The 25269-nt window shown below is 72.2% G+C and carries 20 protein-coding genes and 2 pseudogenes; 11 read left to right on the forward strand and 11 right to left on the reverse strand.

Translation table 11 applies throughout. The features are described 5' to 3' along the window. Nucleotides 1-5: 5 nt before the first annotated feature. On the reverse strand, nt 6-1106 hold the full coding sequence (ssd, locus tag ACIHEI_RS21300; RefSeq protein WP_396607702.1) for a septum site-determining protein Ssd: 1101 nt from the start codon (nt 1104-1106) through the stop codon (nt 6-8). A gap of 639 nt (nt 1107-1745) precedes the next feature. On the opposite strand from ssd, the gene ACIHEI_RS21305 reads away from it, so the two are divergent. Then, nucleotides 1746-2585: an HAD family hydrolase gene (locus tag ACIHEI_RS21305; protein WP_387861109.1), complete on the forward strand. Its 840-nt coding sequence runs from the start codon at nt 1746-1748 to the stop codon at nt 2583-2585. Nucleotides 2586-3040: 455 nt separating this feature from the next. Here the strand turns inward: ACIHEI_RS21305 and ACIHEI_RS21310 are convergent, their stop codons facing one another. Continuing rightward, nucleotides 3041-3922: an oxidoreductase gene (locus tag ACIHEI_RS21310; RefSeq protein WP_396607703.1), complete on the reverse strand. Its 882-nt coding sequence runs from the start codon at nt 3920-3922 to the stop codon at nt 3041-3043. Between the two features lie 254 nt (nt 3923-4176). Between ACIHEI_RS21310 and ACIHEI_RS21315 the strand changes: the two genes are divergently transcribed. Continuing rightward, nucleotides 4177-5163 carry an ATP-binding protein gene (locus ACIHEI_RS21315; protein WP_387639075.1) on the forward strand — a complete coding sequence of 329 codons (987 nt, stop codon included), beginning with the start codon at nt 4177-4179 and terminating at the stop codon, nt 5161-5163. A 338-nt stretch (nt 5164-5501) separates the two neighbouring features. Next, nucleotides 5502-7877 carry a SulP family inorganic anion transporter gene (locus tag ACIHEI_RS21320; RefSeq protein ID WP_396607704.1) on the forward strand — a complete coding sequence of 792 codons (2376 nt, stop codon included), beginning with the start codon at nt 5502-5504 and terminating at the stop codon, nt 7875-7877. A gap of 192 nt (nt 7878-8069) precedes the next feature. On the opposite strand, the gene ACIHEI_RS21325 is transcribed toward ACIHEI_RS21320, so the two are convergent. Further along, on the reverse strand, nt 8070-8591 hold the full coding sequence (locus ACIHEI_RS21325; protein WP_392949364.1) for a hypothetical protein: 522 nt from the start codon (nt 8589-8591) through the stop codon (nt 8070-8072). 309 nt (nt 8592-8900) lie between these two features. Here ACIHEI_RS21325 and acs point away from each other — a divergent pair, with 309 nt between their 5' ends. From acs to ACIHEI_RS21345, 4 genes are all read left to right on the forward strand, one after another. After that, entirely contained in the window at nt 8901-10853 is a 1953-nt protein-coding gene (gene acs, locus ACIHEI_RS21330; RefSeq protein ID WP_396607705.1) for an acetate--CoA ligase, read from the forward strand. Nucleotides 10854-11083: 230 nt separating this feature from the next. After that, entirely contained in the window at nt 11084-12373 is a 1290-nt protein-coding gene (gene nhaA, locus ACIHEI_RS21335; RefSeq protein WP_396607706.1) for a Na+/H+ antiporter NhaA, read from the forward strand. Nucleotides 12374-12497: 124 nt separating this feature from the next. Continuing rightward, nucleotides 12498-12974, forward strand: a complete 477-nt coding sequence (locus tag ACIHEI_RS21340) for a phage holin family protein (RefSeq protein WP_380471970.1) — start codon at nt 12498-12500, stop codon at nt 12972-12974. A gap of 99 nt (nt 12975-13073) precedes the next feature. Continuing rightward, on the forward strand, nt 13074-14021 hold the full coding sequence (locus ACIHEI_RS21345) for an alpha/beta fold hydrolase (protein ID WP_396607749.1): 948 nt from the start codon (nt 13074-13076) through the stop codon (nt 14019-14021). 514 nt (nt 14022-14535) lie between these two features. Here the strand turns inward: ACIHEI_RS21345 and ACIHEI_RS21350 are convergent. Both ACIHEI_RS21350 and ACIHEI_RS21355 read right to left on the reverse strand, forming a co-directional pair. Then, nucleotides 14536-15237 carry a metal-dependent hydrolase gene (locus ACIHEI_RS21350; RefSeq protein ID WP_387639088.1) on the reverse strand — a complete coding sequence of 234 codons (702 nt, stop codon included), beginning with the start codon at nt 15235-15237 and terminating at the stop codon, nt 14536-14538. A 124-nt stretch (nt 15238-15361) separates the two neighbouring features. Beyond that, on the reverse strand, nt 15362-16546 hold the full coding sequence (locus ACIHEI_RS21355; protein WP_387639090.1) for a MarP family serine protease: 1185 nt from the start codon (nt 16544-16546) through the stop codon (nt 15362-15364). Nucleotides 16547-16691: 145 nt separating this feature from the next. On the opposite strand from ACIHEI_RS21355, the gene ACIHEI_RS21360 reads away from it, so the two are divergent. Next, on the forward strand, nt 16692-17498 hold the full coding sequence (locus ACIHEI_RS21360; protein WP_387639092.1) for a DUF4389 domain-containing protein: 807 nt from the start codon (nt 16692-16694) through the stop codon (nt 17496-17498). A gap of 7 nt (nt 17499-17505) precedes the next feature. On the opposite strand, the gene ACIHEI_RS21365 is transcribed toward ACIHEI_RS21360, so the two are convergent. From ACIHEI_RS21365 to ACIHEI_RS21380, 4 genes are all read right to left on the reverse strand, one after another. Beyond that, nucleotides 17506-18201 (reverse strand): NUDIX hydrolase, encoded by a 696-nt coding sequence (locus ACIHEI_RS21365; RefSeq protein WP_387860787.1) that lies wholly within the window; start codon nt 18199-18201, stop codon nt 17506-17508. Next, complete coding sequence (gene nth, locus ACIHEI_RS21370) at nt 18198-19073, reverse strand: endonuclease III (RefSeq protein ID WP_396607707.1); 876 nt, start codon at nt 19071-19073, stop codon at nt 18198-18200. The genes ACIHEI_RS21365 and nth overlap by 4 nt, the downstream gene beginning before the upstream one ends. Before the next feature lie 109 nt (nt 19074-19182). Further along, a complete protein-coding gene (locus ACIHEI_RS21375) occupies nt 19183-20610 on the reverse strand; it encodes an MFS transporter (protein WP_396607708.1) in 1428 nt (475 codons plus the stop codon). A gap of 95 nt (nt 20611-20705) precedes the next feature. Further along, nucleotides 20706-21671, reverse strand: coding sequence for a hypothetical protein (locus ACIHEI_RS21380; RefSeq protein ID WP_396607709.1), 966 nt, complete (start codon nt 21669-21671; stop codon nt 20706-20708). 358 nt (nt 21672-22029) lie between these two features. Here ACIHEI_RS21380 and ACIHEI_RS21385 point away from each other — a divergent pair, with 358 nt between their 5' ends. Both ACIHEI_RS21385 and ACIHEI_RS21390 read left to right on the forward strand, forming a co-directional pair. Further along, nucleotides 22030-22302: a heavy-metal-associated domain-containing protein gene (locus ACIHEI_RS21385; RefSeq protein WP_387639105.1), complete on the forward strand. Its 273-nt coding sequence runs from the start codon at nt 22030-22032 to the stop codon at nt 22300-22302. 56 nt (nt 22303-22358) lie between these two features. After that, the gene (locus ACIHEI_RS21390) at nt 22359-24611 is read left to right on the forward strand and encodes a heavy metal translocating P-type ATPase (protein ID WP_396607710.1); all 2253 of its coding nucleotides are present in this window, start codon (nt 22359-22361) and stop codon (nt 24609-24611) included. Here the strand turns inward: ACIHEI_RS21390 and ACIHEI_RS21395 are convergent. Beyond that, a pseudogene (locus ACIHEI_RS21395) lies at nt 24598-24735 on the reverse strand (hypothetical protein); the annotation flags it as partial. The gene ACIHEI_RS21390 and the pseudogene ACIHEI_RS21395 sit on opposite strands and share 14 nt — an antisense overlap. Further along, nucleotides 24678-24818, reverse strand: a pseudogene (locus ACIHEI_RS21400) (PT domain-containing protein); the annotation flags it as partial. The pseudogenes ACIHEI_RS21395 and ACIHEI_RS21400, both read right to left, overlap by 58 nt. On the opposite strand from ACIHEI_RS21400, the gene ACIHEI_RS21405 reads away from it, so the two are divergent. Further along, the gene (locus tag ACIHEI_RS21405; protein WP_396607711.1) at nt 24817-25260 is read left to right on the forward strand and encodes an iron chaperone; all 444 of its coding nucleotides are present in this window, start codon (nt 24817-24819) and stop codon (nt 25258-25260) included. The pseudogene ACIHEI_RS21400 and the gene ACIHEI_RS21405 overlap by 2 nt on opposite strands. The last annotated feature ends 9 nt before the right edge of the window (nt 25261-25269 follow it).

Genomic DNA, 25269 nt, shown 5'->3' on the forward strand with positions numbered 1-25269 from the left:
TCTCCTCAGGCCGCCACGACGGGCGGCATCGCTTCGGTCAGGAATTGCCCGCAGAAGCGGGCCAGCGGCCCGCCGTCCCGCAGGCCGGGCGGGGCGCCCCGTTCGGCGTCCAGGGCGAGGCCGGGCTCGGGGGCGAGCTCCCCGGCCAGGCGCAGGTGCAGGCCGCGGGCGACATCGGCGGCCGTGAGGCCGGACGGCCCGGGCGTGCGGACGACGGCCCGCAGGTCGGCGAGCCGTATCCGGACGGCCCCGGCGACCCGGTCGGCGGCGGCCAGCGCGCGCAGTTCGGCGGGGACCACGAGCAGCCCGGTGTCGGCCTGTTCGAGGGCCTGGGCGGCCGCCGCGTCGAGGTGTCTGGGCAGGTCGAGGACAACCAGCCCGCCGCGTCTGCGGGCGGCGGCCAGGACGCTGCACATGGCTTCGGCGGGGATGGTCAGGGTGTCGGAGCGATCCCAGGACAGCGCGCTGAGCCGGTGTGGCTCGGGCAGTGCCCTGGCGAGCTCGGCACCGCTGATCCGGCCGCGCGAGGCGGCCAGGTCCGGCCAGCGCAGGCCGCCGGTCTGTTCGGCGCCGAGCAGGACGTCGAGTCCGCCGCCGAGTGGGTCACCGTCGATCAGCATCGTGCGGTGTCCGGCCCGGGCGGCGCGGACCGCGAGCGCGCAGGCCAGTGTGGAGGCCCCGGCGCCGCCGCGGCCGCCGAGCACGGCGACGGTGAGCGCGGGTGGTCCGACGCCTTCGGTGGCGTCGGCGATCCGGTCGAGCAGCCAGGGCTGCGCGTCCGGCAGGAACAGCACGTGCTCCGCGCCCAGCCGGACGGCGCGGACCCAGATCTCGCCGTCGTCGAGGTCGAGTCCGAGCAGCAGCACGCCGGGGCGGCGGGGCAGGCCGGCGCACTGCTCGGCGAGGTCGTCGCCGACCAGCACCAGTGGGGCGTTCTCCCACAGCGGGGCGGGCGGTGGGGCGCTGCTGAGCAGCCGTGGTTCGGCTCCAGCGGCGGCGCACAGACGGGTGAGCTGTTCGGCGAGGGTCTCGTCGCCGGTGAGGATCAGCGGCCCGGGCGGGGGCTCGGGGCCGGTGGCGTGCGGGTCGGTGACGAATGCGGACAAGGCGGGCCTCCGCGTGGTGCGGGATCGGTCTGACGGCGCGTCGGACGCGGCGGCCCGGGTGGGTCGGCGCGGCGGCGCGGACACCACGGTGGGGCACGGCACGGAATGCGTCAGCCGAGTTCGCAATGCCTGTGGATAACCCGCCCCTGTGGATAACCGAGCTCACTCGGACGGGGGCCAAAACAGTTCGGAATTGACGCATCGGAGATGCCAATATGACGCTCAATCCACTACGGAGAGTGACATATGGCTGAGTGCGAAGAACCCTCGACAGCGGCTCGGAAACCGCCGGAACACCCCCTCCGAACCGCCCGTCACGCCACTCCCTGGAGGCTCAATTGCCTAGGGAAATGGCCCCGGACATGCGACGACCCCCGCCGGGGGGGAGAGCGGGGGTCGTCTATCCACGGCCCGACTCGGGGGGGAGGAGCCGGACCGGGTTAGCACGGTCGCGCGAACGATCCGTGACTTCCATGGTGTACCCGACCGCCCAGAAACACAAACCCGCATGCCCGCGGGTCCACCGAATGGCCGCCTGTTTTGCCGATCCCTCTATCCTCGGTTCCCGTGGACACCACCGAGAACGCCGACTTCGCCGACCGCGGTGCCGACTCCGACGCACCGGACTCCACCGAGCCCGTGACGGACACCACAGCGCCCGTCCGACCCGGATACGGCGTGCCGCGGACAGCCGCCTTCTTCGACCTCGACAAGACGATCATCGCCAAGTCCAGTGCCCTCGCCTTCAGTCGGCCGTTCTACCAGGGCGGCCTGATCAACCGTCGTTCGGTGGTGAAGAGCGCCTACGCCCAGTTCGTCTTCCTGGTCGGTGGCGCGGACCACGACCAGATGGAGAAGATGCGGGCCTACCTGTCGGCGCTCACCCGGGGCTGGAACGTCCAGCAGGTGCGGGAGATCGTCGCGGAGACCCTGCACGGCATGATCGACCCGATCATCTACGACGAGGCCGCGTCGCTGATCGAGCAGCACCACGCGGCCGGCCGCGACGTGGTGATCGTCAGCAGCTCCGGCTCCGAGGTGGTCGAGCCGATCGGCCAACTGCTGGGCGCCGACCACGTGATCGCCACCCGCCTGCACGTCGAGGACGGCCGCTACACCGGCGAGATCGAGTACTACGCGTACGCCGAGAACAAGGCCGCCGCGATCCGCGAGCTGGCCGAGCGGGAGGGCTACGACCTCGCCAACTGCTATGCGTACAGCGACTCCTCGACCGATCTGCCGATGCTGGAGACGGTCGGCCACCCGGCCGCGGTGAACCCGGACCGGGCGCTGCGCAAGGAGGCGGTGGCCCGCGAGTGGCCGGTGCTGGTGTTCAGCCGGCCGGTCGAACTGACGCGCAGGCTGCCAGAGTTCCACGCGCCCAGCCGTTCGGTGCTGGCCGCTGTGGCGGTCGGCGCGGCGGCGCTGACGGCCGGGGTGCTCTGGTACAGCGCGCGGCGCCGTCGCCCGGTGGCCTGAGGCCGCGCCGGACGGATCGGTCCCGCGCGAGGTGGAACGACCCGACGCGGGATGGAACGACCTTGCGTCGGGCGACGGTTCGCCATATCGGACAAACCGCACGGGAACCCGTCAAAGCATCCCTTTTCGGGTTCCCCTTTTGTCTGATCTGCGGTAGAAATGGGTTAGGCCCGCGAGACCCGGTCAGGACCCCAAAGGGGTCGTTCCGACAACGCAGTTCAGGCCCCACGGACCCGTGTACGGACAACTGGGCACCCACATGCAGCCGACCCGCTGTCGGGCCGCCGCACCAGGCGAAGGGCAACAGGACCCCGCCTGATGGGCATTGCACGGTGCATGCACTGGTAACCCGGTCTCCGTACCAGCGGCGACGCCCGGAAGTCTCGGACGTCGCCGCAACTGCGTTGCCGGGGCTTCCCGTTCAGCCCCGCCACCGGCTTCGGACGGTCGGAAGGTCAGACCATCCCGCGCTGCATCGCCTCGCACACCGCGGTGCTCTCGCGGACGCCGAGGCCGAGCCCGGCGGCGCAGTGGGTGAGCCAGCGGGCCATGCCCTCGGGGGTCCCCTCCAGGTAGCCGAGCAGGGCCTGCCGGTAGGCGGCGGTGCCGAGTTCGGCAAGGCCGACCTCGGCGGGGCAGATCGCCTTCGGGTCGAGGCCCTCGGCGGTCAGCACGATCCGCTGGGCGGCCCGGGCGACCAGGCCGTTGTAGCTGCCGAACGGGCGCAGCGCGAGCAGTTCGCCGTGCACGACGGCGGCGACCACCAGGGCGGGCGCGCCGCCGGTGGGGCGATCGGCGCGGGCGGCCAGCAGTCCGGCGAGCTGGTCGAGGCGGGCGGCCGCCTCGTCGGCCGGGGGCGGCGGCGGGAGTTCGCCGACCGGCCCGTCGGGCGCGGCGCCTTCGGTGGCGGCGATTTCGCGTGGGAACAGCGGTGCGGCGTTCTCACCGGCCCGGCGCGGGCGGCCGGCGGACGGGTCGGCCTCGCCGACGGCGAGCAGGTGGAGGCGGGCCAGCACCTGGAGCGGGGAGGTGCGCCAGACACTGAGCAGCTGGCCGGCCTCGGCGGAGAGGCGCAGGGCCGCGCCGATCGTCCGGGCCTCGGGGTCGGCGCCGAAGTCGGTGCGGCGGCGGACCTCCTCCAGCGGCCAGTCGGCGCCCTCCAGGGCGGCGGAGGCGCGGGCGCCGCGCAGCGCGGACTCGGACGTCACCTCGCCGGCCCGGCGCCGCATCACGCGGTGTCCGTAGAGGCGGTCGACGTTCTTGCGCACCTCGGCGACGGCCTCGGGGACCCCGGCCAGCTGGGCCAGCGGGGCGAGCGGGTCTGTTCCTGTGGTCACCTACCCGAGAGTAATGAATCGTCCGGGCCGTCGGGCGGCAACCCCCGGGTCACCCTTTCGTGGCAATCCGCCTTTCCCCCATGTGCGACACCCCAAACCACCGCTAGCATGAGCCGCAATCGGTGACGATAACGATTTCCAACAAGCGTCCTGCCGCGGCGGCAGTGCCATCGCACCCCGCGGCAGCCCGTGGCACACAGAGCCACAGCACCCCAGAGCTACAGCACTACAGAGCCAAAGAGCCGGAGACTCAGATGAAGATCGCCTTCGTCGGCAAGGGCGGCAGCGGCAAGACCACCCTGTCCGCACTGTTCATCCGCCACCTGGCCGCCGCCGGCTGTCCGGTGGTCGCCGTCGATGCGGACATCAACCAGCACCTGGGCCCGGCCCTCGGCCTGACGGATGCCCAGGCGGCTTCGCTGCCCTCGCTCGGCGCGCACCTGCCGGAGATCAAGGAGTACCTGCGCGGCGCCAACCCGCTGATCCGCTCCGCCGAGGAAATGATCAAGACCACCCCGCCCGGCCCCGGCTCCCGGCTGCTGCGGATCGTCGAGGAGAACCCGGTGTACGCGGCCTGCGCCCGGCCGGTCGCCCTGGACGAGGGCTCGGTGCGACTGCTGGCGACCGGCGCGTTCACCGAGGAGGACCTCGGGGTCGCCTGCTACCACTCCAAGGTCGGCGCCGTGGAACTGCTGCTCAACCATCTGCTGGACGGCCCGGACGAGTACCTGGTCACCGACATGACGGCCGGCTCCGACTCGTTCGCCTCCGGCCTGTTCACCCGCTTCGACCTGACCTTCCTGGTCGCCGAACCGACCCGCAAGGGCGTCTCGGTGTACCGCCAGTACAAGGAGTACGCCCAGGACTTCGACGTCCACCTGCGGGTGATCGGCAACAAGGTGCAGAGCGCGGACGACCTCGAGTTCCTGCGCCGCGAGGTCGGTGACGACCTGTACGCCTCGTTCGGGCACTCCGACTGGGTGCGGCGGCTGGAGCGCGGGGACGAGCCGCCGCTGCGCGAGCTGGAACCGGCCAACCGCGAGGTGCTGGGCCGGCTGCGGACCGCCGCGGACGCCGCCCACCAACTGCGCGACCGCGGCCGCTACAGCGCCCAGGCGGTCCGCTTCCACCTGCGCAACGCGGAGAGCTGGGGCAACGCCAAGATCGGCGCGGACCTGGCCACCCAGGTGGACCCGGACTACGTGCTAGGCGCCGAACAGGCCCGGACCGCCGGGGTCTGAACCGCCCGCCCGAGGGGCCGGCCCGTCCTGCTGGACGGGCCGGCCCCTCGGCGTTTGCGACGAATTCCCGCTTGGTTCGAGTACCACACGATGTGGTGAAAAGCCCTTTTTGCGCTTCCACCGAACGCGCACGCTGTGCAAAGGTCTCATTACTCTCGGTTTACCAAGTCTTGAACCCGGGTCGCCACTGGCCGTCGCCGCGCACCCCGGGCCCCGCGCGGCCACCCACCGTCAGGCCGCCCCGCCACACCCGCTGCGACCCACGACAGCCGATCCGACCGAGACCTCACCGCCGGACCTGACTGCGTTCGTTCCCCCGGAAGAAGACGGGAAGAGACATGACCCTCGACATTTCCAGCGCCCCCATCGCCTCCGACACCACCGACCACGCCCCGCCGGGCACCCCCGCCGCCTCGGCCGGGGGCACCTCCGCCAGGCAGCGGGTGCGCGCGCTGCTGGCGCACGACCTGCCGGCCTCGCTCGCGGTGTTCCTGATCGCGGTGCCGTTCTCGCTCGGCATCGCGCTGGCCACCGGCGCGCCACTGACGGCCGGCCTGGTCGCGGCCGCCGTGGGCGGATTGGTGGCCGGCCTGCTCGGCGGGACCCACTTGCAGGTCAGCGGGCCCTCCGCCGCGCTCACCGTGGTCACCGCCGGGGTGATCGCCCAGTACGGCTGGCAGACCGCCTGCCTGGTGACGGTCGCCGCCGGCCTGCTGCAGCTGCTGCTCGGCTCGCTGCGGGTGGCCCGCGCCGCGCTCGCGGTCTCCCCCGCCGTGGTGCACGGCCTGCTGGCCGGAGTGGGCCTCACCATCGCGATTGCCCAACTGCACGTCATCCTCGGTGGTTCGCCGCAGAGTTCGGCCCTCGCCGACCTGCGCTCGCTCCCCGGCGAACTGGCCGGCCCGCACCCACCCGCGCTGGTGGTCGGCCTGCTCGCACTCGCCGTGCTCTTCGGCTGGCCGAGGCTCGGCCGGCTGCCCGGCCCGATCGGCCGGTTCGGCACCCGGCTGGCCCGGCTGCCCGCCGCCCTGGTCGCGGTCGCCGCCGCCACCACGCTGTCGCTGATCGCCGAACTGCGCCTGGCCCGGGTCGAACTCCCGGTCTGGGAGCACCACCAGTTCTTCTTGCCCCCCTCACCGGGCATGCCGGCCGGCCACTGGGCGGCCCTGCTCGGCCTGGTACTCACGGTCGCCGCGGTGGCCGGTGTCGAGTCCCTGCTGTCCTCCGTCGCCGTCGACCGGATGACCCGCCGGGCCGGCGACCTGGATCGCGAACTGCGCGCCCAGGGTGTGTCCAACCTGCTCTCCGGGCTGCTCGGTGGCCTCCCGGTGGCCGGCGGCGCAGTGCGCTCCACCGCCAATGTGCAGGCGGGGGCGGCCACCCGGATGTCGGCGGTGCTGCACGGCTGCTGGGTGCTGGTCGCCGCACTGGCGCTGACCGCCGGGCTGCGCCGGATCCCGCTGGCCGCACTCGCCGCGCTGGTGCTGGTGGTCGGCGTGCAGATGGTGAGCTTCGCGCACATCCGCCGGGTGCACCGGCACCGCGAGTTCCCGGTCTACCTGGCCACCGTGCTTGGCGTGGTGCTGCTCGGCGTCCCGCTCGGGGTGGTCCTCGGCGGCTCGGTCGCCGTGCTGCTCGCCCTCTACCGGCTGACGCGGGCGCACGTCGAGGTGATCGCCGAACCAAACGGCTCCTGCACCGTCCGCACCCACGGTCCTCTGACGTTCGTGGCGGTGCCCAGGCTGAGCCGGGCGTTCGCCCGGATCCCGGCCGGCGCCCGGGTGACGGTCCGGCACGACGGCTCATTCCTCGACCACGCCGCGTTCGAGGCGTTGCACGCCTGGCGCGCCGACCATCAGGCCACGGGCGCCCAGGTCTCGATGCTGACCGACCGCCAGGCACAGGAGGTGCTCGACCCGGACGGCACCGTCCTGGTCGACGACGCCCCGGGTGGGCACCGCTGCAGTGCCTGGACGCCCTGGGTCGGCCACCACTGCATCGAGCCGGACGAGGACGATCCGCACGTCCGGCTGCTGCACGGCGTGCGCGGCTTCCAGCAGCACACCGCCCCGCTGGTCCGCCAGGAACTGGCCCGGCTGGCCCGCGACGGCCAGACCCCCTCGCAGCTCTTCCTCACCTGCGCGGATTCCCGGATGGTCACCAGCATGATCACCAGCTCCGGCCCGGGCGATCTCTTCACCGTCCGCAATGTCGGCAACCTGGTGCCCGCCCCGTACGAACCGGGCGCGGCAGACGATTCGGTGGCCGCCGCCGTCCAGTACGCGGTGGAGGTGCTGGAGGTCGCCTCGATCACGGTCTGCGGGCACTCCGGCTGCGGCGCGATGAAGGCCCTGCTGGACGGGGTGACGGAGCAGACAGGGCCACCCACGGCGCTGGCCCGGTGGCTGCGCAACGGACGCGGGTCACTGGCCCGACTGCGGCGGGCCCCAGCGGAGTTCGAGGGCCGCGCGGCGGCGGATGTGGCCGAGCAGCTGTGCATCACCAATGTGGTGCAGCAGCTCGACCAGTTGATGGCCAATCCGGCCGTCGAACGCCGGGTGTCGGACGGGTCGCTGCGCCTGGTCGGGATGTACTTCGACTTCGCCACCGCCCAGGCCTATGTGATGGACAGTCGGTCGGGCCGCTTCGCGCCGGTGCACGCGGAGGCCGAGCACCCCGCCGGGCAGACGCCGAAACCGGAACTGGCCGCGTAGCCGACAGCGCGACCGGGCAGCCGCCGGCCGCCGGCCACCGACCGCCGGCCACCGACCGCCGGAGACCCGACGCCGGCCGCAGTCCACGAACGGCAACCGCAAGAGCAGCCGCTGGGCGCAGACCGCCAACTGCCGGTCGTGAAGAAGAAGACAGGGGCGCGTGGAGACAACTCCAGCGCCCCTGATTGTGCGTCAACCGCCGGTTCGGTGGTTGAGCAGGTTGGCCAGGTCCGCGGGGGTGACGTAGCCGGGCCAGCGATGGTCGTCGAACAGGTGGACGCCGGCGTCCTGGTAGCACTGGTCGACGAGTTGCGAGCAGATCATGTGCTTGGTGGAGGCGACGTACTTGCGCAGCGGCGGGCCTGCGGGGAGGTGCAGGCGGGCGGCGGCGAGGGCGAGGTAGTCGGTGAAGGAGTAGGGGGTGCCGAGGTAAGAGCGGGCAGCGGTGGTGATGGCGGTGCGCTGGTCGTCGGTGAGCGGTATGCGGCCGGTGGACCAGAGCACGGGGTGTCCGTCGTAGTCGCCGAGCGGATCGAGTGCCGCTCCGCCCGGCTGGGCCTCGACCACGTGGCCGTCGCCGACGAAGACGAAGGCGTGTTCGTAGTCGGAGAAGCCGTCGCCGTTGAGAAATTGTCCGATCCGGATCAGGCGGCCGGTGCGGCCGTCCATGCGGACGACCGCGAAGTCGCCCGGCCGGGGTGAGGTGTCGGTCATGCAGAACCCCCGCCACTGTCGCGTACGGTGATGGGTTGCGTACTGACAGTGGAGTACCGGGGCCGGGGGTCGTCAAGGTGCTGTGCGGGATTGATCGCCCCTGGGGGCGGGAAGGCGTCGGGTACGACCGGCCGAGCGGCATCGGAGGCATCCACCCGGGGCGCAGCCTCCTGCCGATCAAAGGTCTACACCAATTTTCCGGAGCCTCTTGTCAACACGGCTCTTGGCCTGGTGAGCTGTGCGCTGGGACACACGGGACCATCCTCCGCACGGGGTTCCCGGTATTTGAGACTCGATGAGGAGTGCGCGTTGAGCAACGAGAGCCTGGCCAACCTGCTCAAGGAGGAGCGGCGGTTCGCCCCGCCCGCGGAGCTCGCCGCCTCCGCCAACGTCACCGCCGACGCCTACGCCCAGGCCTCCGAGGACCGGCTGGCCTTCTGGGCCGAGCAGGCCCGCCGGCTGAGCTGGGCGGTCGAGCCCACCGAGACCCTGGACTGGTCGAACCCGCCGTTCGCCAAGTGGTTCGCGGACGGCAAGCTCAACGTGGCGTACAACTGCGTCGACCGCCACGTCGAGGCCGGCAACGGCGACCGGGTCGCGATCCACTTCGAGGGTGAGCCGGGCGACAGCCGGGCCATCACCTACGCGCAGCTGAAGGACGAGGTCTCCAAGGCCGCCAACGCGCTGCTGGAGCTGGGCGTGGCCAAGGGCGACCGGGTCGCCGTCTACCTGCCGATGATCCCCGAGGCGGTGGTCTCGATGCTTGCCTGCGCCCGCATCGGCGCCGCCCACTCGGTGGTCTTCGGCGGTTTCTCGGCCGACGCGGTCGCCTCCCGCATCCAGGACGCCGACGCCAAGGTGGTGATCACCGCCGACGGCGGCTACCGCCGCGGCAAGCCGTCCGCGCTGAAGCCGGCCATCGACGAGGCGCTGACCAAGGTCGACGGCGTGGAGAAGGTCCTGGTCGTGCGCCGCACCGGCGAGGAGGTGGCCTGGACCGAGGGCCGCGACGTCTGGTGGCACGAGCTGGTCGACAGCCAGTCCGCGGAGCACACCCCGGAGGCGCACGACGCCGAGCAGCCGCTGTTCATCCTCTACACCTCGGGCACCACCGGTAAGCCCAAGGGCATCCTGCACACCTCCGGCGGCTACCTGACCCAGGCGAGCTACACCCACCACGCGGTGTTCGACCTGAAGCCGGAGACCGACGTCTACTGGTGCACCGCCGACATCGGCTGGGTCACCGGCCACTCGTACATCGCCTACGGCCCGCTCGCCAACGGCGCCACCCAGGTGATCTACGAGGGCACCCCGGACACCCCGCACCAGGGCCGGTTCTGGGAGATCGTGCAGAAGTACGGCGTCACCGTCCTCTACACGGCGCCCACCGCGATCCGCACCTTCATGAAGTGGGGCGACGACATCCCGGCCCGTTACGACCTGTCGAGCCTGCGGGTGCTGGGTTCGGTCGGCGAGCCGATCAACCCGGAGGCATGGGTCTGGTACCGGGAGCACATCGGCGCGGGCAAGACCCCGATCGTCGACACCTGGTGGCAGACCGAGACCGGCGCAATGATGATCAGCCCGCTGCCGGGCGTCACCGAGACCAAGCCGGGCTCGGCCCAGCGCGCCCTGCCGGGCATCGCCGCCACCGTGGTGGACGACGAGGCCCGCGAGGTGCCGAACGGCTCCGGCGGCTACCTGGTGCTGACCGAGCCGTGGCCGTCCATGCTGCGCACCATCTGGGGCGACGACCAGCGCTACATCGACACCTACTGGTCGCGCTTCGAAGGCCGCTACTTCGCCGGTGACGGTGCGAAGAAGGACGAGGACGGCGACATCTGGCTGCTCGGCCGGGTGGACGACGTGATGCTGGTGTCCGGTCACAACATCTCGACCACCGAGGTCGAGTCGGCGCTGGTCGGGCACCCGGCGGTGGCCGAGTCCGCGGTGGTCGGCGCGAGCGACGCCACCACCGGCCAGGCGATCGTGGCGTTCGTGATCCTGCGCGGCAGCGCCACCGACAGCCCCGACCTGATCGCGGAGCTGCGCAACCACGTGGGCAAGACGCTCGGCCCGATCGCCAAGCCGAAGCAGATCAAGGTGGTCTCCGAGCTGCCGAAGACCCGCTCCGGCAAGATCATGCGCCGCCTGCTGCGCGACATCGCCGAGGGCCGCGAGGTGGGCGACACCACCACGCTGGCCGACTCCACGGTGATGAACCTGATCCAGTCCCAGCTGCCGGGCGGCACCGAGGGCTGATCCACCGTCAGACAACGGGCCGGGCCCGCTCCGTGGGACCTCGGAGCGGGCCCGGCCCGTTGTCGTTCCCGGGCACCCAAACACTCATAAAGTGAGACAGAACGACATACCTCTTGCCGCACCCCGTTAGGATGTCAAGGAACCATCAAGGTTCTGAGGCGCGCCGGGAAGTCTGGTCGGCACTGCACCACCCGTGTGTCCGCATGCCGCCCGCCTCAGGAGGTCCCCCCGTGGCCAGCCCGTCCAACGAGCGCCGCCAGTTCCTCGGTCTGCTCCCGCTGCCCGAACGCCGCTTCCTCGCCGACGCGCTGCGCACCGAGACGGTCGGCGGGGTACTGCTGCTGGGCGCCGCCCTGGTCGCGCTGATCTGGGCGAACGTCTGGCCGCACGCCTACGAGACGGTCCGCGGGCTGACCTTCGGCCCGTCCGCGCCGCTGCACCTGGACCTCCCGCTGGAGGCCTGGGTGCAGGACGGACTGCTGACGATCTTCTTCTTCGTCGCGGGCATCGAGCTGAAACGCGAGTTCGTGGCCGGGGAGCTGCGCACGCCGAGCGCGGCGCTGCTGCCGGTGGTGGCGGCGGTGTGCGGTGTGGCGCTGCCGGCGGTGCTGTACACGGTGGTGAACGTGGTCGGGAACGGCCATCCGGCGGGCTGGGCGATCCCGACCGCCACCGACATCGCGTTCGCGCTGGGCGTGCTGGCCGTGGTGGGCAGCCACTTGCCGTCCGCGCTGCGGGCGTTCCTGCTGACCCTGGCGGTGGTGGACGACCTGATCGCGATCCTGATCATCGCGGTCTTCTACTCGGCCGGGATCACCTTCTGGGCGCTGGGCGCGGCGTTCGCGGGCCTGGTGCTGTTCTGGTTCCTGCACCGGCGCGGGCTGGGCCGCTGGTGGGTGATGGTGCCGCTGGGCGTGGTGATCTGGGCGCTGATGCACGAGAGCGGCGTCCACGCGACGGTGGCCGGTGTGGCGATGGGCCTGATCCTGCGCTGCCACCGCGAGGAGGGCGAGGAGCACTCCCCCGGCGAGCACGTCGAGCACCTGGTGCGTCCGCTGTCGGCGGGGTTCGCGGTGCCGATGTTCGCGCTGTTCGCTGCGGGGGTGCCGGTGTCCGCGAAGGCGCTGGGCGAGGTGTTCACCGAGGCCGCGCCGCTGGGCATCCTGATCGGCCTGCTGATCGGCAAGTCGGTGGGCATCTTCGGCGGCACCTGGCTGGCCGCCCGGTACACCAGGGCCACCCTGAACCCGCAGCTGACCTGGTCCGACATGTTCGCGCTGGCCACCGTGGCGGGCATCGGTTTCACGGTGTCGCTGCTGATCAGCGACCTGGCGTTCGTCGACGACCCGCACCTGGCCGAGCTGTGCAAGGAGGCCGTCCTGGTCGGCTCGCTGACCTGCGCGGTGGTCGGCACCCTGCTGCTCAAGCGCCGCAACCGGTACTACCGGCAGCTGTGCGAGGACGAGGAGCGCGATTCGGACGGCGACGGCATCCCCGATGTGTACCAACAGCGGGGGTGACACGCCGTCCGCCGGGGACCCGGAGTGGTGCCCGACTCACCGGTAGGGGCATGATGCTGAGCTGACACCCGTGCGTGACGCACCCTCAGCGCGCCGCACCAAGCCCGCGAAGTGGAGACCGCCGATGGCCGCAGGAGCCACCAACCCGAACGGCAACGGCCGCATCCCGCACGAGGGCGAGCGCACCGTCGGCGAGCTGTTCGCCGCCGCCTCCGCCGAGCTCTCCAGCCTGGTGCACGACGAGATCGCGCTGGCCAAGGCCGAGATCAAGGCGGACGTGGTGCGCGGCGGCATCGGCACCGCGGCCGGGGTGGTGGCCGGCGTGGTGGCGCTGGCATCGATCCCGATGTTCTCGTTCGCCTTCGCCTGGGGCCTGCAGGCGCTGGGCATCACCACCGGCTGGTCGTTCGCCATCGTCGGCGGTGCGTACGTGCTGATCGCGCTGCTGCTGGCGTTCATGATGATCCGGTACTTCAAGAAGGTCCGGAAGCCGGAGCGCACCATCGCCGGTGCGCAGGCCACCGCGCAGGTGCTGAAGAACGCCCGGCCGCGGCCGGCCACCAAGGAAGAGATCGACCGGGCGCTGGGCCGGATCCAGTGACCGACGGCCGGTAACGGTTTACGCCCGGGTGTGAGTGCCGGGCAGGTACGGAGGGCGCGGGTATGACAGGCTGCGGGTATGTCGTTGGACCAGAAGCCCGTGGATGAGCCCGCCTCCGTTCCCGTCCGGCCGGGTGCCGGGGAGCCGTGGAGCGTCCGCTCGGCCGGGCCGTGGACGCACCGCGATCTGGCCGCGAACGGCGCGCGTTTCCACATCGCCGAACTCGGCGAGGGCCCGCTGGTGCTGCTGGTGCACGGCTGGCCCGAGTACTGGTGGGCGTGGCGGCACCAGCTGACGGCGCTCGCCGAGGCGGGCTTCCGGGCGGTGGCGGTGGACCTGCGCGGGATGGGCGGTTCGGACCGCACGCCGCGCGGCTACGACCCCGGCAACCTGGCGCTGGACGTCACCGGCGTGATCCGTTCGCTCGGCGAGCGGCAGGCGCACCTGGTGGGCCACGGCACCGGCGGCACGCTGGCCTGGGTGGCCGCGGTGATGCGCCCCTCGGTGATCCGCAGTCTGACGGTGGTGTCGGCCGCGCACCCGCGGCACCTGCGGCGGGCGCTGCTCACCGACCGCCGGCAGATCGCCGCGTTCGAACACGTGCTGGGCTTCCAGCGGCCGTGGATCCCGGAGCGCCGGCTGGTCGCGGACGACGGGGCGCTGGTCGGCGACTACCTGCGGGCCTGGACCGGGCCGAACACGCTGCCCGAGGAGGCGGTGACGTCCTACCGCCAGGCGATCCAGGTGCCCAGCACCGCGCACTGCTCGATCGAGCCGTACCGCTGGCTGATGCGCTCGATGGCCCGGCCGGACGGCATCCAGTTCGCGCGCCGGATGAAGAAGCAGATCAGCGCGCCGGTGCTGCACGTGCAGGGTGCCGCCGACCCGGTGCTGCTGTCGCGCACCGCGCTGGGGGCGGGCGAGTTCGTCTCCGCGCCGTACCGGTGGCGACTGCTTCCGGGGGTGGGGCACTTCCCGCACGAGGAGGTGCCGGAGGAGTTCACGTCGGAGCTGATCGGGTGGGTCCGGCAGCACAAGGACGGCTGACCCTCCGACGCCAACGCCCGTACGCCGAAGCAGACTTGACGGCGTTCATATGACAAGCGCATAAGCCAGTCGCATGCCGCCAGGGCGGTTACTCCGGGCGGCCCCAGGGAATCCCTCCGGTATGACCTGGATGCCCGATCGAGAAGCCCAGCCGCGCCGAGGCCGCCGTGGCAGCAGCAACTCGCAGCAGCACGTTCCGCAGCCGGACTGGCCCTACCAGCCGACCGAACGGACGCCACGCGGCGCGGGGTACCGGCTCGGAATTCCGAAGATCATCGGACGGCGCGCCCGCTGGGTCGGCGCGAGGCTCCGCCGGGAGGGGTGAGCCCGCGAAATGGCCGGGGGCGCGTGGGGCGTGAAACCGGGGGCGCGGGGAACTGCGCGACAAGCGCAAAGCCCGTCCGCAAGGTCGCGAGCACGTGCAAGTCATTGCCCTGCATCGCGATCTTGCGGTTGGGGCCTTCCGCTTCGCGCAGTTCCCCGCGCCCCTGGTGGTGCTTCCCCTGATGCCAACTCAGCCCAGCACGCTCGGCGAGATCGCGGTGGACCAGAGCAGCAGCCCGAAGGTCGCCACCGACATCACCGGGACCAGGATCTTGGTCTCCATGTCGTTGCCGGTGCGCTTGATCAGCACGACTTCGTAGCGCTCTTTGTGCGGCCACAGCAGTGGCGAGCCCTGCTTGGTCAGGCAGTCGCCGAGCAGGTGCGCCAGGGTGCCCAGGGCCACCGCGTACGGCAGCCAGCCCGGGGCGTCGGGCAGCCAGGTGAGCATGCCGAAGGTGCCGAGCGCGGCCAGGCCGACCACGATGATCCACGGCGCGTGCCCGTGGCCCGGCGGGTGCAGGCGCAGCGCCTTGATCGCCATGGCGAGCAGGAAGAACGTCAGGCCGATGGTGAAGTACCGGCCCAGGAAGGTGATGCCGGCCCAGCTGCCGGCGCCCATCAGGGCGACGAACAGCAGCGAGTGGGTGGCGTGCCGGTGGCCGCCGGAGGCCCAGGCGACGAAGCGGCACAGCGCCTTGGAGATGGGGCCGAGGAAGTTGGCGATCGTCCCGTCGTGGTGGTCGAGGTCCGGCAGTAGCGCCGCGCCCGCGCACAGCACGGTGCCCATCAGCACGCCGGCCGGCGTCAGGTGAATGCCCATCAGCGGTGGGACGAACGGCGCGGTGGCCGCGAACAGCAGCGCGCCGCTGACCGCGTGCGAGTGACCCATCATGACGTCTGTCGAACCTCCCGTCGGGCTCCGCCGGGGGCGACCCGGCTGGGCCGTTCGGGTGAGCTCCGCCGACGCTACCAGGCAGGGCCGACGGGTCGTCAGGGAATGCTCGGCGGGTGGACGGTCAGAGCGCGCAGCCCTCGGTGCCGACCTTGCCGGTGGCGGTGGCACCCTCGGTGACGTCCTCCTTCACCTCGGCGGCGGTCAGCACGTAGCCGGTGTCGGAGCTGTCCAGGGACTTGGCGAACACCACCCCGTACACCTGGCCGTCCGGGGTGAGCAGCGGGCCGCCGCTGTTGCCCTGGCGGACCAGTGAGCGGACCGAGTAGACGTCGCGGACCACCTGGCCGCGGTGGTAGATGTCCGGGCCGTTGGCCTGGATGCGACCGCGGATGCGGGCGGGCTGGACGTTGAAGGCGCCGTTCTCGGGGAAGCCCGCGACGATCGCCGAGTCGTTGGTCCGCGCCTCGCCGGCGAAGGTCAGCGGCGGGGCGTTCAGCCGGGGGACGTCCAGCACGGCGATGTCGCGCTGCCAGTCGTAGCGGACCACGGTGGCGTCGTAGAGCTGGCCGGTGCCGCCGATCTGCACGGTCGGCTCGTCGACGCCGCCGACCACGTGCGCGTTGGTCATCACCCGGTGCGGGGCGAACACGAAGCCGGAGCCCTCCAGGGTCTTGCCGCAGGAGGGGGCGGTGCCCAGCACCTTCACCAGCGAACCCTTGGCCTTCTGCACGCCCGCGCTGCCGGCCAGTGCCGGGTCGGGCGGTTCCACCTCGGTGATCGGCTCCTGCTCGAACGGGTTGAACACCTGCGGGAAGCCGTTGCGGGCGAGTTCCTTGCTGAAGTCGGAGAACCAGTTCGGGGCGTCGGACGGCAGCGCCGACTGCACCGAGCCGAGCACCTTGGAGGTGCGCACCTGCTTGGAGACCGTCGGCAGTGAGGTGCCCGCCAGTGCCGAGCCGATCAGCCAGGCCACCAGCAGCATGGACATCACGTTCACCAGCGAGCCGCCGACCGCGTCCAGCGCCTTGACCTTGCCGCGGCCGATCCGTCCGCGCAGCTTCCAGCCGAAGTGGGTGGTGATCGCCTGGCCGATCGCGGCGAGCACGATCACCACGACGACCGCCACCACCGAGGCGGTGGTGCCCTGGGAGAGGTGGCGCAGCAGGAGCGGGAGCAGCTGGACGGCGATCAGGCCGCCGCCGAGGAAACCGAGCACCGAGAGCACGCCGACCACGAAGCCCTGCCGATAGCCGGAGACGGCGAAGCCCAGTGCGGCGGCGATCAGCAGCAGATCCAGGACGTTCACCCGGATACCCTCCCACGTCCCACCGGGCGGGGGACACCGGCCACCGGTGGTCGCCCGATCGGGTCAGCCCGGCGGGCAACGCGCCCGGATTGGTTGCGACTGTCTGACCATCCGGACAGCTGACGAGGGACCAGGGAGTCGTGCCATGGAACAGCCCAGGTGGGACGTGCCCGTCGTGGAGCGCACCGAGTTCCAGCCGGCCCTGGACCTCCCGCCGTCCGCCCGGCAGAACCGGCTCACCGTGCTGCTGCGTCTGCTGCTGCTGATCCCGCAGTTCATCGTGCTGTGGCTGCTGTCGATCGTGGCCTTCGTGGTCACGGTGATCGGCTGGTTCGGCGCGCTGTTCACCGGCCGGCTCCCCCGGTTCGCCGCCGAGTGGCTCTCCGGGTACCTGGCGTACGACACCAGGGTCTACGCCTCGATGCTGCTGCTGGTCGACCGCTACCCGCCGTTCCGCTTCGCCGCACCCGAGCACCCGGTGCGGATCGAGGTGCGCCCCGGCGAGCCGCTGAACCGGCTCGCGGTGTTCTTCCGGCTGCTGCTGGTCATCCCCGCCGCGATCATCCAGGGCCTGCTGCAGGCCGGCTGGTGGACGCTGTCCGTGATCAACTGGCTGATCGTGCTGATCATGGGCCGGATGCCGCAGGCACTGTTCGAGGCCACCGCCGCCGTGCTGCGCTACCGGATGCGGTTCCAGGCGTACCTGATGATGCTCACCTCCGCCTACCCCAAGGGCGTGTTCGGCGACCCACCGAACTCCGAGCCGCAGCGCTCCGCGACCCGGCCGCTGGTGCTGACCGGGGCCGCGAAGGCGCTGCTGGTGATCTACCTGGTGCTCGGGGCGGCGTCGTGGGCGGCGAGCTCGGCGAGCGACGAGTGGAACAACGAGGACAAGAACCCCGGCACCAACGGCGTGATCTCGACGCTCGCCCCGCTGCGCGTCGAACGCTGAGCGGCGGTCAGGAGCGGTGGCGCAGCGACAGCGCCACCGCCTCCTCGGAGAGTTCAACGGTGCGGCCGCTGTCCCAGGGCCGCTCCAGGCCGCTGAAGTGCAGCACCCGGTCGATCACCCCCGCCGTAAAGCCCCACACCAGCCGGCCGGCCACCTGGAACGCCGGGCCGGTGGTCCCGGACGGGTGGCGCAGCCGGGCCCGGTTCGCCGGGTCGGTCAGCTCCGCCAGCGGCACCCGGAACACCGCGCCGGTCTCCGCCGGATCCACCACCGCGACCGGCGACTCGTGCCGCCACCAGCCGAGCACCGGCGTCACCACGAAGCCGCTCACCGGGATGTACAGCGCGGGCAGCCGGGCGAACAGCTGCACGCCGGACGGGTCGAGCCCGGTCTCCTCGGTGGCCTCGCGGAGCGCCGCCGCCAGCGGGCCGGCGGTGGCCGGGTCGCCGTCCTCCGGGTCCAGCGCGCCGCCCGGGAAGGACGGCTGGCCGGCGTGCGAGCGCAGGCTGCGGGCCCGCTCGATCAGCAGCAGGTCCGGGCCGGTCGGGCCCTCGCCGAACAGCATCAGCACCGCCGACGGCCTGCCTCCCTCGGCGGGCGGCAGGAAGCGGCTCAGCTGCTCCGGCACCGCCCGCTCGGCGGCGTCGCGCACCGGCAGCAGCCAGTCGGGCAGACCGTCCCGAAGCACTGCGGGCCCCGTCATGCCTTGCCTCCCACGTTCTTCCGGGCCGCCCGCACCGCGGCCGGGGCGGTGTCGGGCAGCGGGTGTCCGGCCGCGACCTCGGCGCGGGCCGCCGCCTCGCCCGGGAAGTCGGCCGGGGGGCGCAGACGCTGGCCGGGCTGTCCGGCGAGCTCGTACTTGAGCAGCTTGCGGGCCTGCTCGGGGTCGGTCTCGCCGATGCCGTACGACGGGCAGAGCGGCGCGATCGGGCAGGCCCCGCAGGCGGGCTTGCGGGCGTGGCAGACCCGGCGGCCGTGGAACACCACGCGGTGCGAGAGCATCGTCCACTCGGACTTCGGGAAGATCGCCATGATGTCGGCCTCGACCTGCTCCGGGTCCTCGGCCGTGGTCCAGCCGAAGCGGCGGGAGAGGCGTCCGAAGTGCGTGTCGACAGTGACTCCGGCCCCTCCGAAAGCGTTCCCGATCACAACGTTAGCGGTCTTGCGGCCGACCCCGGGGAGGGTGATCAGGTCCTCCAGCTTGCGCGGTACCTCGCCGTCGTAGCGGTCGCGGAGCGCGATCGACAGGCCGATCAGCGACTTCGCCTTGGCCCGGAAGAACCCCGTCGGACGGACGATCTCCTCCAGCTCCTCGGGGACGGCCGCCGCGAGGTCCTCCGGCGTCGGGTACTTGGCGAACAGTGCCGGGGTGGTCTGATTGACCCTCAGGTCCGTGGTCTGCGCCGACAGCACGGTCGCCACCAGCAGCTGGAACGGCCCGTCGAAGTCCAACTCCGGGTGCGCGTACGGGTAAAGCTCCGCCAGCTCACGGTTGATCTTCCGGGCCCTGCGCACCATCCCCAGGTGCGTCTCGGGCTTCTTCCGCCCGGCCTTCGCGACCTTGCTCTCTGCCATGCACGAAGGCTACGCCGATCCGCGGGGCCCCCGGCCGCTTTGCCCCGAGGACGACGCACTGCCCGGCGCTCCACCGGGGAGCGTCGGGCAGCCGGTGCAGGCGGGTGGATCAGGCGGCGGCCTCCGCGGGCTCGGTGGCGGGGGCCGGGGTGCGCAGGGTCAGGAGCGAGGCCAGGGCGCCGAGCAGGGCCAGGGCGGCGGCGCCGAGGAAGGCGGCGGAGAAGCCGTGGGTCAGGGCGACCGGGTTGCCGATCTCACGGGCGCCGTTGGCGGCGGCGACGGCGGTCATGGCGGCCAGGCCCAGGGCCGAACCGACCTGGTAGGAGGTGTTGACGATGCCGGAGGCGAGGCCGCCCTCGGCGGGGTTCGGGACGGCGAGCGCGGTGCCCAGCGACGGGATGAAGGCGAGCGCCATGCCGACGGCGGCGAGCAGCGAGGCCGGCAGGACGTCGACCGCGAAGCTGCCGTCCGGGCGGGCCAGCGACAGCCAGTACATGCCGGCGGCGAGCGCGGCCAGGCCGGTGACGATCAGCGGCTTCGGGCCGAAGCGGGCGATCAGGCGGGGCGCCAGGACGATCATCATCAGCATGATCGCGGCGGTCATCGGCAGCAGCGCCGCACCCGAGGCGAACGCCTTCAGGCCGAGCACCTGCTGCAGGTAGAGGTTGAGGAAGAACCACATCGGGATCCAGGCCGCCGCCATCAGCAGCTGCGCCAGGTTGGCGCCCGCCAGGTTCGGGCTGCGCCAGATGCCGAGGCGCATCAGCGGCTCGCTGCGGCGGGACTGGATGGCGACGAACGCGGCGATCAGCAGGAGACCGGCGGCCAGCACCAGCCAGGTCTGCGCGGAGTCCCAGCCGACCTCGGGGGCACGGACGATGGCGAACACGGTGACGGCGAGGCCGGCGGTGACGGTGATCGCGCCCAGCCAGTCGATCGAACCGCGGCGGACCGCGGCGGCGGGCATCACGGACGGGCTCATCGCGAGCACGATCAGCGCCACCGGGAGGTTGATCCAGAACACCCACTCCCAGCTGGCGTACTGGGTGATCAGACCGCCGAGGAAGACGCCCGCGGTGCCGCCGGCCGGGGCGGCCGCGCCGTACAGGGCGAAGGCCTTGGGCAGTTCGGTGGGACGTCCGCCGAACAGGGTCATCAGCAGGGTGAGCGCGGCCGGGGCGATCAGCGCCGAGCCGGCGCCCTGGGCGGCGCGGCCGACCAGTTCGACCCAGGCGGTGCCGGCCAGGCCGGCCACCAGGGAGCCGGCGGCGAGGACGATCCAGCCGGCGGCGAAGACGCGCTTGGCACCGAGCAGGTCGGACAGGCGTCCGCCGAGCAGCAGCAGACCGCCGAAGGCGATCACGTAGGCGTTGAACACCCAGGACAGGTTCTCCTGCGAGAACCCGAGCGCGGTCTGCATCTTCGGCAGGGCCACGCCGATGATCGAGGTGTCCATGATGACCATGAACTGGGCGAGGGCGATTAAGGCGAGCGCCGTCCAGCGGCGGGGTGCGGGGGGTGCGGTGAGGTCTGACATGGCCGGGGGCTCCTCTGGAGATATACCGGGAAGGGGTATGTGCGCGACGTGGGTGTGCGCGGGCCTGGAATCCACGCGGGGGGTGGGGCGGCCGATCAGTGGTGGTGGGCCGACTCGCTGGGGGTCGGGCTCGGGGCCGGGGTGGTGGCGGGGGCGCCGTCCGCGCCGGCGGTGAGGGTGAAGACGGCGGTATGGACGGTGCCGGCGTGCTGGAAGTCCAGGAACAGCCGGTAGTCGCCCGCGGTGGGGGCGGTGGCCGCGAAGTCGACCTCCGGGCCGGGCTTGGTGACGCCGTCGCCGGGCTCGCCGTTCGGGTGGACGTGCAGGTAGCCGAGGTCTCCGGCGCGCAGCACCACCAGGTGGCCGTAGGCGGCGAGGTAGGGGTCGAGGTCGGCGACCGGCCGGCCGTCCTTCGACACCGCGAAGGCGAGCTTGCTCGCCTTGCCGGCCGTCAGGTCGCCGGTGAGGGTCACGGTGTAGCCGTCGACGGTGACCGAGCGGCCGGTCTCCGGGAGGGCGGCCGGCTGGTAGTCGCCGCCGGCGTGCAGGTCCGCGCCGAGCGTCAGCGCCTCGTCCCCCGCGGCCGGGGTGAAGTCGGCGAACACCCGGTAGTCGCCGGCCTTGGCGATGTTCGCCGGGACGCTCCAGATACCGTCCGCAGCGCGGACCGGGTGCAGGTGCTGGAAGGACGTCAGGTCGCGGCTGGCGATGATCAGGTGGAGCTCCTTCTCGTGCGCCGGCCGGTACGCGGTGAGCGGCTTCCCGTCCGCGGCCAGCACCCGGAAGCTCAGCTCGGTCGGACCGGCGGCCGGGACCACCGGGCGGTCGAGGCTCAGGGTGTAGCCGCCCTCGGAGATCTGCAGACCGCCGACCGGGTGGTCGCCCTTGCCGGCGCTGCCGCCGCGTTCCTCGTGACCGGCGGCGCCGCGGTTCCCGTCGGCGCCGTGCGCGGCGTGGGGCGCGGCCGGGGTGCCTCCGACGGCGTGGCCGACTCCGAAGGCGGCGCCGAACGCGACGGCGAGTCCGGACGCGAAGACGGCGACTTTGAGTGCGGTGTTCATGGCGGACTCCCTTGGCGTTGGCGGTGCCTTGCGACATGACGGAGTAGATACCCCCCAGGGGTATGTGTCAAGCGCCTCGAAGCGTGGAGGCAGACCACCGCGAGGCTTGCGTGGAGCGAGAGTTGCGAGGTCAGGGGCGGTGCGGGCCGGGAGGGTGGCACGGCGTCGGAAATTTTTCGCAGCCGGATGGACGGCCTGCCGCCGGAGGGAACTGCACCCGGCCCACACCCCCTACAGGGCCGGGCAGGCCCTGAATTCGGGCCGGGAAGCCCTTGCGGGGCATACCCCCCAGGGGTATAAATGTTGTCACCGGGAGGGATACCCCCTCTGGGTATCGAGAACTTCAACGGAGGATCCCATGTCCTGCTGCTCCAGCGACGGCACCTGCTCCACCACCGCGACCATCACCGCGCCGGCCGCCGTCACCACCGTGTTCGCGGTGTCGGGGATGACCTGCGGGCACTGCGAGAAGACCGTCGGCAAGGCGATCGGGGCGCTCGAGGGCGTCGAGGCCGTGCAGGTGGACGTGAAGAACGGGCTGGTCACCGTCGGTTCGGTGGCCGAGCTCGACGACGAGACGGTGCGCGCCGCCGTCGACGAGGCCGGCTACGAGCTGACCGGCCGCGCCTGAGGAACGAAGGAACCCGGCCACCCGCCGGGATGTTCGAAACCCACGAGGAGCCCCTGATGACCACCCAGGCAGCACCCGCCTCCACCGAGGTGGAACTCCGCATCGGCGGCATGACCTGTGCCTCTTGCGCCGCGCGGATCGAGAAGAAGCTCAACCGCATGGACGGCGTCCAGGCCACGGTCAACTACGCCACCGAGAAGGCCAAGGTGGTCATCGACGGGCCCGTGGAGGTCTCCGCCCTGATCGCCACCGTGGAAGCCACCGGCTACACGGCCGCACTGCCGGAGCCCCCGGCCGAGGACAAGGGCGAGCAGGCCGCCGACGCGGCCGACGAGCTGGCCCCGCTGCGGCAGCGGCTGATCACCTCGCTGACCCTGGCCGTGCCGGTGATAGCGATGGCGATGGTGCCGGCGCTCCAGTTCGACAACTGGCAGTGGCTGTCGCTGACGCTGGCCGCACCGGTCGTGACGTACGCGGCGTGGCCGTTCCACCGCGCCGCCTGGACCAACGCCAAGCACGGCGCCGCCACCATGGACACCCTGGTCTCGCTGGGCACCGGCGCCGCGTTCCTGTGGTCGCTGTGGGCGCTGTTCTTCGGCGACGCGGGCATGCCGGGCATGCGGCACGGCTTCGAGTTCACCATCGCCCGCTCCGACGGCGCTTCGAACATCTACCTGGAGGCGGCGGCCGGCGTCACCGCGTTCATCCTGGCCGGCCGGTACTTCGAGGCCCGGTCGAAGCGGACGGCGGGCGCGGCGCTGAGGGCGCTGCTGGAACTGGGCGCGAAGGACGTGACGGTGCTGCGGGACGGCCGCGAGGTGCGGGTCCCGATCGGGCAGCTGGCCGTCGGGGACCGGTTCGTGGTCCGTCCCGGCGAGAAGATCGCCACCGACGGCACCGTGGTCGAGGGCAGCTCCGCCGTGGACGCCTCGATGCTGACCGGCGAATCGGTGCCGGTCGAGGTCGGCCCCGGCGACGCGGTGACGGGCGCGACCGTCAACGCGGGCGGCCGGCTGGTGATCGAGGCCACCCGGGTCGGTGCGGACACCCAGCTGGCCCGGATGGCGAAGCTGGTCGAGGACGCGCAGAACGGCAAGGCCGCCGCGCAGCGCCTGGCGGACCGGATCTCCGGCGTGTTCGTGCCGGTCGTGATCACCCTGGCGCTCGCCACCCTGGGCTACTGGCTGGGCACCGGCGAGGGCTGGACCGCCGCCTTCACCGCCGCCGTCGCCGTCCTGATCATCGCCTGCCCCTGCGCCCTGGGCCTGGCCACTCCGACCGCGCTGCTGGTCGGCACCGGTCGCGGCGCCCAGCTGGGCATCCTGATCAAGGGCCCCGAGGTCCTGGAGAACACCCGCAAGGTCGACACCATCGTGCTGGACAAGACCGGCACCGTGACCACCGGCAAGATGACCCTGGTCGGCGTGCACACCGTCGAGGGCACCACCGAGGACGAGGCGCTGCGGCTGGCCGGCGCGCTGGAGCACGCCTCCGAGCACCCGATCGCCCAGGCCGTGGCCACCGCCGCGCAGGAGAAGTTCGGCGAGCTGGAGGCGGTCGAGAGCTTCGAGAACGTCCCCGGCCTGGGTGTGCAGGGCGTGGTCGACGGCCACGCGGTGGTCGCCGGACGTGAGGCACTGCTGGCCGACTGGGCGCAGCACCTGCCGGCGGAGCTGGTGACGGCCAAGGCCGAGGCCGAGCGGGCCGGCCGGACCGCGATCGCGGTCGGCTGGGACGGCGCGGCGCGGGCCGTCCTGGAGGTGGCGGACGCGGTGAAGCCGACCAGTGCGGAGGCGATCGCCGAGCTGCGGGCGCTGGGCCTGCGTCCGGTGCTGCTGACCGGTGACAACAGGCTGGTGGCGGAATCGGTGGCGGCCGAGGTGGGCATCCCCGCCGAGGACGTGATCGCCGAGGTGCTGCCGGAGGACAAGGTCGCCACCGTGCAGCGGCTGCAGGCCGAGGGCCGGACGGTCGCGATGGTCGGCGACGGCGTCAACGACGCGGCCGCCCTCGCCCAGGCCGACCTGGGCCTGGCCATCGGCACCGGCACCGACGCCGCCATCGAGGCCGCCGACCTGACCCTGGTCCGCGGCGACCTCCGCTCCGCGGCGGAAGCGATCCGGCTGTCGCGGCGGACCCTCGCCACCATCAAGGGCAACCTGTTCTGGGCCTTCGCCTACAACGTGGCCGCCCTGCCGCTGGCGGCGACCGGCCTGCTCAACCCGATGATCGCGGGCGGCGCGATGGCCTTCTCCTCGGTCTTCGTGGTCGGCAACAGCCTGCGGCTGCGGACCTTCAAGGCCCGCTGAGCCTCAGGTGGAAGGAGTCCGGTCCGGGAGTCTCCCGGGCCGGACTCCGGCGTTTCCGGGACCGGCCGGTTGGCCGGTCGGTTGGCCGGTCGGTTGGCCGGTCGGTTGGCCGGTTGGTTGGCCGATCAGTTTCCGAGAAGCCGCGGCGGTGGCCCCGTTCCTACGATGAAGAACGTCACCAGGGAACGGAACGGGAGAGCGGGTCATGGCGGAGAAGCACGAGGGTTTCACGGCGGACGAGCGCGCGGCGATGAAGGAGCGTGCCAAGGAGCTGAAGGCGGAGTCCAAGCGGGCCTCGGCCGCTGCCAAGGCCGCCGAGGCGGAGCGGGACCTGCTGGAGAAGATCGCCGAGATGCCGCCGGAGGACCGGCTGCTGGCGGAGCGTTTCCACGCGATCGTCACCTCGGTCGCGCCGGAGCTGGCGCCGAAGACCTGGTACGGGATGCCCGCGTACAACAACAAGGACGGCAAGCCGGTGTGCTTCTTCCAGAGCGCCGCCAAGTTCAAGTCCCGGTACGCGACCATCGGCTTCAGCGACCAGGCACGCCTGGACGACGGCGACCTGTGGCCGACGTCCTACGCGGTCGCCGACCTGGGCGAGGCCGAGTCGGCGCGCGTCGCCGAGTTGGTGAAGCGCGCCGTCGGCTGAGCGGCCGGG

Origin of the sequence: Kitasatospora sp. NPDC051984 (assembly GCF_044593455.1) — a bacterium.
In the GTDB taxonomy this organism is placed as follows: Bacteria; Actinomycetota; Actinomycetes; order Streptomycetales; family Streptomycetaceae; genus Kitasatospora.